The following is a 6,261-nucleotide window of genomic DNA, read 5'->3' on the forward strand; positions in this document are numbered from 1 at the left end:
CCACGATGGACAGATGGAGTCGCGACACGTGAGCACATGGATCGAAGCCGGACCCGAAACCGTCTATGAATTCGCCGCCGACCCGCAGACCTGGCCGAAGTGGGCGGCGGGACTTGCCGAAGGCGGACTGCGGCAGACCACTGACGGCTGGGTCGCCGACTCGCCGATGGGCCAAGTGACCGTCGAGTTCACGCCGGCCAACGCGTTCGGCGTGCTCGATCATGTGGTTCGGCTGCCGACCGGCGAAGCGGTGTACAACCCGCTGCGGGTGATCCCCGGCGGCGTCGGTGAGACGCGCTGTGAGGTGTTGTTCACCGTGCGACGGCGCGACGGCATGACCGATGAGCAGTTCGATGCCGATGTGGCGGCCGTGGCGGCCGACCTGGAAACTCTGCGGCGGCTGGTGGAGGCCTAACGGCGCTGGAACGCGCCCAGCGTCAGCCAGACCATGGTGCCTGCTGCCGCGGCAGCCAGCACAGATGGGGCGGCGCTGCTAGTCGCGACAGCGACGATCACCATGACGACCAACGCGATCGCCAGCGCGAGCAGCTTGTACACCGGCCACGCCACCCCGGCGATGCTGACTTCGTCCCGCACGGTCATCATTTGACGATAGCTCGGAAGTGAGTTTTCGGTCAACCGAAACGCCGCTCCGCATTCGCCCCTCGATAGTGGGTCTAAGCTGGCGGAATGCCACTTTCCGGAGACTATGAACCAAGCCCGTGGGACTGGGTGCGCGAGCACGCCGACAAGATCGCCGAGACCGGCAGCACCGATGGTGTCGACATGAAGGGCAAGCCCCTCATCCTGCTGACCACGATCGGCGCCAAGACCGGCAAGATCCGCAGGACACCGCTGATGCGGGTCGAGCATGACGGCCAGTACGCGGTCGTGGCGTCGCTGGGCGGGGCACCGAAGAACCCGGTCTGGTATCACAACATCAAGGCGCATCCGCACGTCGAGTTGCAAGACGGCGACATCACCAAGGACTACGAGGCCCGCGAGGTCTTCGGCGACGAGAAGGCGCTGTGGTGGAAGCGCGCCGTCGAGGCCTGGCCGGACTATGCGGAGTACCAAACCAAGACGGACCGGCAGATTCCGGTCTTCGTGCTGACACCGATTTCCGGATAACCGCTGGTTGGTGGCACTATTGTTCGGTGTCCGCCGAACTGAGCCGTAGCCCCATGTTCTCGCCGCTGTCCGCGGCTGATATCGACGAGGCCGCTCAGCGAATTTCCGGCGTGGTTCTGCGCAGCCCGCTGCAGTACAGCGAGCGGCTCTCGGAGGCCACCGGTGCGACGGTCTACCTGAAGCGGGAGGACCTCCAGGCAGTCCGGTCGTACAAGCTGCGCGGTGCGCACAACCTGCTGATGCAGCTGTCCGACGAGGAGATCGCCGCCGGCGTGGTGTGTTCGTCGGCGGGTAATCACGCCCAGGGCTTCGCGATGGCGTGCCGCTCGATGGGCATCCAGGGCCGGGTGTATGTGCCTGCGAAGACGCCGAAACAGAAGCGGGACCGCATCTGTTACCACGGCCGCGAGTTCATCGAGCTGATCGCGATCGGTAAGACGTACGACGAGGCCGCCGCTGCCGCGCTCGACGATGTCGCCAGGACCGGCGCGACGCTGGTGCCGCCCTACGACGACCTGCGCACGATGGCAGGCCAGGGCACCATCGCCGCCGAGATCCTCGACCAACTCGACGAGGAGCCAGATTTGGTGATCGTCCCGGTCGGTGGCGGGGGCTGCATCTCGGGTATCACGACTTATCTGGCCGAGCGGACGACGAACACATCGGTGTTGGGCGTCGAACCCGCGGGGGCCGCGGCGATGATCGCCGCACTGGCCGCCGGAGAACCGGTCACGCTCGAGCACGTCGACCAGTTCGTCGACGGTGCGGCGGTGAACAGGGCGGGGGCACGGCCGTATGCGGCGCTGGCCGCGGCAGGCGACATGGTGTCGATCACCACCGTCGACGAAGGTGCGGTGTGCACCGCGATGCTCGACCTGTACCAGAACGAGGGCATCATCGCCGAACCGGCGGGCGCACTGTCGGTGGCCGGGCTGATGGAAGCCGACATCGAACCGGAATCGACTGTGGTCTGCCTGATTTCGGGCGGCAACAACGATGTCTCGCGCTACAACGAGGTGCTCGAACGCTCGCTGGTGCACCTTGGTCTCAAGCACTACTTCCTGGTGGACTTTCCGCAGGAACCCGGTGCGCTGCGGCGCTTTCTGGACACCGTGCTGGGGCCCAACGACGACATCACGCTGTTCGAGTACGTCAAGCGCAACAACCGCGACACCGGTGAGGCGCTGGTCGGCATCGAGCTTGGCTCGGCCGCCGACTTCGAGGGCCTGCTGGAGCGGATGAAGGCCTCCGACATCCACGTCGAGACGCTGGAGCCCGGTTCGCCGGCCTACCGCTATCTGCTGTAGGGGGTGCAGAGTGACCGGGGGAAAGCCGAAGCTGTACATCTTCCCGCATGCCGGGGGATCGGCACAGTATTACGTCCCTTTCGCGAAAACGTTCTCGGACAAAGTTCAACGCATCGCGGTGCAGTATCCGGGACAACGCGGGACGCACGATCTCGCATCGTTCACGAGCATTGAGGACCTCGCCGATCAGGCATGCCGGTTGGTTTCGGCACCGAAAGGCTCTGACGATCCGGTCGCTTTCTTCGGCCACAGTATGGGCGCCCTGCTGGCGTTCGAGGTCGCGCGCCGTTTCGAAGCGGCGGCAACACCGATTTGCGCTCTGTTCGTGTCCGCCTGCGCCGCACCGGGGCGGATCGGATATGACTACATCCCCGAGTCCGACCGCGGCCTGCTCAGTGCGGTCAGCGAGATGACAGGCGCAAACCCGGAGTTCCTCGAGAACGAGGAGTTTGCGGCGAAGATCCTGCCCACATTGCGCGGGCTGAGGGCCATAGCAAACTATGACTGCCCACCCGATGTTGCCTTGTCCTGTCCCATCTCCGCGTATCTGGCCGACAATGACGACGTCGCCACCTACGAGAAGGTGGTGCCGTGGTCGGAGCGCACGACAGCCGAGTTCACCGCCCGGGTATTCACTGGTCACCACTTCTATCTCGATGACCACTTGCCGCAGTTGGTCGGCGACATCGAGGAGAAGATCCTGTCGTGTTGCGATAGCCGATAGCTGGCCGCGCGCGTATCTGAGCTTTTGAATTTATTGTCGCGATTGTCAACTACCTCAAGACCGTGGCGAATCCGTGTGGCATTGCCTAAGTCCCCAAATTGACGGCACCGACATCCGATACGGTCAATCAGCGCGACGTTAATGCCGTTACCCGCGATCTGGGTGGCGCCGCCGATCGGCGCGCTTCACCTCGACCACGCCTGCGCCGCTGCACGACATACATCCAGCTAAAGACCGCGCGGCCGGTCAATGAAAGATCACCGTGCAGCGGCTTTGACCATTTGACCGAATAAGATTTTGCCACTATTGAATCGAATCAACGCCGACGTCAATAACGTTTTAAAATACGGGACCATAATTCCGCGCATTAGTATTTAGAAGCGCTTGCCCCTGAGGGCCGGCCGTTAATACGACGTCCCGTTTCCGCAGATGCAAAGTCCCCGACGTGCCGATTTGGCAAAGTATCGGTCGATCCCAATATTGGGAATGTTGTCGTGATACCGGGAGAGGGTTAGTCATCCCGAGTCACGAACTGTGGCGTACGGACGAGCCAAAGTCGGGATGACACTGCGTCGAGATTGTCTTAACCCAGCGCTTGTGTTGCCAAGCTGTTGGCGGGCGGTGGAGTGGGCAATCCTTCTGGTGCCTGAGCAAACGTTACTCGTCAGTTAGTTAAGAGTTTTCATCGGAGGATGCGCCGAACTACCCAAAGTTAGCAACAGCGTTTAGCCGCGGCACAGGTGGCAGTGTACGCCGCGCCGCTGCTACGGTATCGCTGCGGAGTACGTTGCGGTCGCATCTGCGAAGGGGTGGGATGCGGTGGCGGCCGCCCGCCGCGATCGGGGGCGCGGCCCGTCTCTCGCGCACCGAGGCGCTTCGCAGCACCATGCGCGACATGGCAGAGGCTAGCAAAGATTATGTGCCGTCATGCAGCATCCCGGCGCAACGCCGTCAGCACTTTGACCTGCAGCAATTTCGCCTGACATGATCAAATCTCACGGGAGCGCTGCAAAGGCTTCTGTTCCGGCTTTTCACTATGCAAATAATTGGCCTGAACGCGCCTACTTCTATTTCAGAAAATGGCAACACACATTCGCCAGGGCGTTGTAACGTGACATTTTCCGTGACCAGCAATCAGAACGGAAAGGTGTCGCGATGCCGGTGATCGAATCCTCCATCCCCGCTGCACTGCGAGAACAGGCTCGGCGACGACCCGATGCGCATGCTTTCACGTTCATCGACTACGAACTCGACCCGGCGGGGTTTGCCGAGAGCGTGACCTGGTCCCAGGTGTACCAGCGCGTGCAGTCGCTCGCAGCAGAAATAACTTCGTGCGGCGCGCCGGGTGACCGCGTTGCGATCATCGCGCCGCAAGGCCTCGACTACATCGTCGGATTCCTCGCGGCGATGGAGGCGGGCTACGTTGCGGTCCCGCTGTCCGTCCCGATGTCCGGCACGCACGACGAACGCGTATCGGCGGCCCTGAGGGACTGCTCGCCGGTCGCGATTCTGACGACGTCAGCTGTCGTCAGTGACGTCATTGCGTCCACTCGTGCCGAGCAAGACCTGGCTACGGTGGCGCTGATCGAGATCGATGCCCTCGACCTGGAGGCGCAGCCAACGCTGAACGCGAACAGGGCCGCGCAAGCCAAAATCGCTCTGCTGCAATACACCTCGGGCTCGACTCGTCAGCCGGCCGGTGTCGTCGTGACGCACAGAAACATCGTCGCGAACCTCGACCAGGTGTTCTCCGACTACTTCGAGGCATTCGGTGGCTTTCCACCTCCCGACATCACACCCGTGTCGTGGCTGCCGTTCTACCACGACATGGGCTTGCTCCTGGGTATCTTCGCGCCGGTCGCGGCAGGGATACACGCGATAGTGACGAGCCCCATGGCGTTTCTGCAGAAGCCCGCGCGGTGGATCCAACTGCTGGGTGGGCATACGCGGTCGTTCTCGGCAGCGCCGAACTTCGCGTTTGAACTGGCAGCGCGACGGACGACCGACGACGACATGGCCGGCTGCGACCTGGCCAACGTGCAGAGCATCATAAGTGGCAGCGAACGCATCCACGCGGCGACGATCCGACGGTTCACCGAGCGATTCGCCCGCTTCAACCTTCCCGGCACCGCGCTGCTGCCGTCCTACGGCTTAGCCGAAGCGACCCTGTATGTGACGTCGCTGGCACCCGAGCGCCCCCCGACGACGGCGTGGTTTGACTACGAGAAGTTGTCGGCCGGACATGCAAAGCGATGCAGCAGCGGAGGCGGGGTGGAACTGGTCAGCTACGGTGCACCGAGGGCCACCACGTTGCGGATCGTCGACTCGGAGACACGGGTGGAGAACCCGGCGGGCAAGGTCGGCGAGATCTGGGTACACGGCGACAACATCGCTGCCGGCTACTGGCATAACCCAGAGGCCTCCGAGCGCACCTTCGGCGGCCAAATAGTAGAGCCTGCGGTAGGAACGCCCCACGGACCCTGGCTGCGGACCGGCGATCTGGGTGTCATATCGGACGGTGAGCTGTTCATCGTCGGCCGGATCAAGGACCTGCTGATAGTCGATGGCCGCAATCACTATCCCGACGACATCGAGGCCACGATCCAAGAGACCACCGGAGGTCGCGTCGCCGCGATATCTGTCCCAGGCGAGCGAAGCGAGCAACTGGTCGCGATCATCGAGTTCAAGACACGGGACAGCTCCGCGGACGAGATGCGGGATCGTATCCGAGACGTCAAACGCAGGGTGGCGTCTGCAATTTCGCGTTCGCACGGCGTGCGGGCCGCAGATCTGGTGTTCGTGCCGCCAGGTTCGATCCCGATCACCACGAGTGGCAAGGTGCGTCGTTCTGCGTGCGTGGAGCGTTATCAACAAGCCGAGTTCAGCCGTATGGATGTCTGCGTATGACGACGGCCGCCGAGTCGGGGCTTCGGCACTGGGTGATCGAGGTTGACGACTATCGGTTGTAGGGGGGTGGGGTGAGCGCGATGACTGCTGCGCCGTCGGATCGTCGGGCGATCATCACCGAGGCACTGCGCAAGATTGATGATTTGAGTGCGCGTCTGGAGGTTGCCGAAAAGGGTGACGTCGAGCCGATCG

Annotated in this window: 7 protein-coding genes; 6 read left to right on the forward strand and 1 reads right to left on the reverse strand. The window is 63.0% G+C overall.

The annotated features are described in order from the left end of the window. Positions 1 to 13 precede the first annotated feature (13 nt). Positions 14 to 415 carry an SRPBCC family protein gene (locus ACGFK1_RS24140; protein WP_393435253.1) on the forward strand — a complete coding sequence of 134 codons (402 nt, stop codon included), beginning with the start codon at positions 14 to 16 and terminating at the stop codon, positions 413 to 415. Here ACGFK1_RS24140 and ACGFK1_RS24145 read toward each other — a convergent pair. After that, positions 412 to 603, reverse strand: coding sequence for a hypothetical protein (locus ACGFK1_RS24145; protein WP_393435257.1), 192 nt, complete (start codon positions 601 to 603; stop codon positions 412 to 414). The two genes, ACGFK1_RS24140 and ACGFK1_RS24145, sit on opposite strands and share 4 nt — an antisense overlap. Before the next feature lie 87 nt (positions 604 to 690). Between ACGFK1_RS24145 and ACGFK1_RS24150 the strand changes: the two genes are divergently transcribed. The 5 genes from ACGFK1_RS24150 to ACGFK1_RS24170 all read left to right on the forward strand — a co-directional run. Then, entirely contained in the window at positions 691 to 1,131 is a 441-nt protein-coding gene (locus ACGFK1_RS24150; protein WP_393435260.1) for a nitroreductase family deazaflavin-dependent oxidoreductase, read from the forward strand. Positions 1,132 to 1,157: 26 nt separating this feature from the next. Further along, a complete protein-coding gene (gene ilvA, locus ACGFK1_RS24155; protein WP_393435263.1) occupies positions 1,158 to 2,438 on the forward strand; it encodes a threonine ammonia-lyase IlvA in 1,281 nt (426 codons plus the stop codon). Between the two features lie 10 nt (positions 2,439 to 2,448). After that, the gene (locus ACGFK1_RS24160; protein ID WP_393435266.1) at positions 2,449 to 3,162 is read left to right on the forward strand and encodes a thioesterase II family protein; all 714 of its coding nucleotides are present in this window, start codon (positions 2,449 to 2,451) and stop codon (positions 3,160 to 3,162) included. Positions 3,163 to 4,317: 1,155 nt separating this feature from the next. Continuing rightward, a complete protein-coding gene (locus ACGFK1_RS24165) occupies positions 4,318 to 6,069 on the forward strand; it encodes an AMP-binding protein (protein ID WP_393435268.1) in 1,752 nt (583 codons plus the stop codon). An 80-nt stretch (positions 6,070 to 6,149) separates the two neighbouring features. Beyond that, a partial coding sequence (locus tag ACGFK1_RS24170) for a hypothetical protein (protein ID WP_393435299.1) occupies positions 6,150 to 6,261 on the forward strand: 112 nt, incomplete at its 3' end.

The sequence above is a fragment of the Mycobacterium sp. NPDC048908 genome (assembly GCF_043197955.1).
In the GTDB taxonomy this organism is placed as follows: Bacteria; Actinomycetota; Actinomycetes; order Mycobacteriales; family Mycobacteriaceae; genus Mycobacterium.

Bases quoted from the DNA above. Each gene is read 5' to 3' on its own strand.
- ACGFK1_RS24140 (WP_393435253.1), top strand. From the start codon at position 14: ATGGAGTCGCGACACGTGAGCACATGGATCGAAGCCGGACCCGAAACC.
- ACGFK1_RS24145 (WP_393435257.1), bottom strand. From the start codon at position 603: ATGACCGTGCGGGACGAAGTCAGCATCGCCGGGGTGGCGTGGCCGGTG.
- ACGFK1_RS24150 (WP_393435260.1), top strand. From the start codon at position 691: ATGCCACTTTCCGGAGACTATGAACCAAGCCCGTGGGACTGGGTGCGC.
- ACGFK1_RS24165 (WP_393435268.1), top strand. From the start codon at position 4,318: ATGCCGGTGATCGAATCCTCCATCCCCGCTGCACTGCGAGAACAGGCT.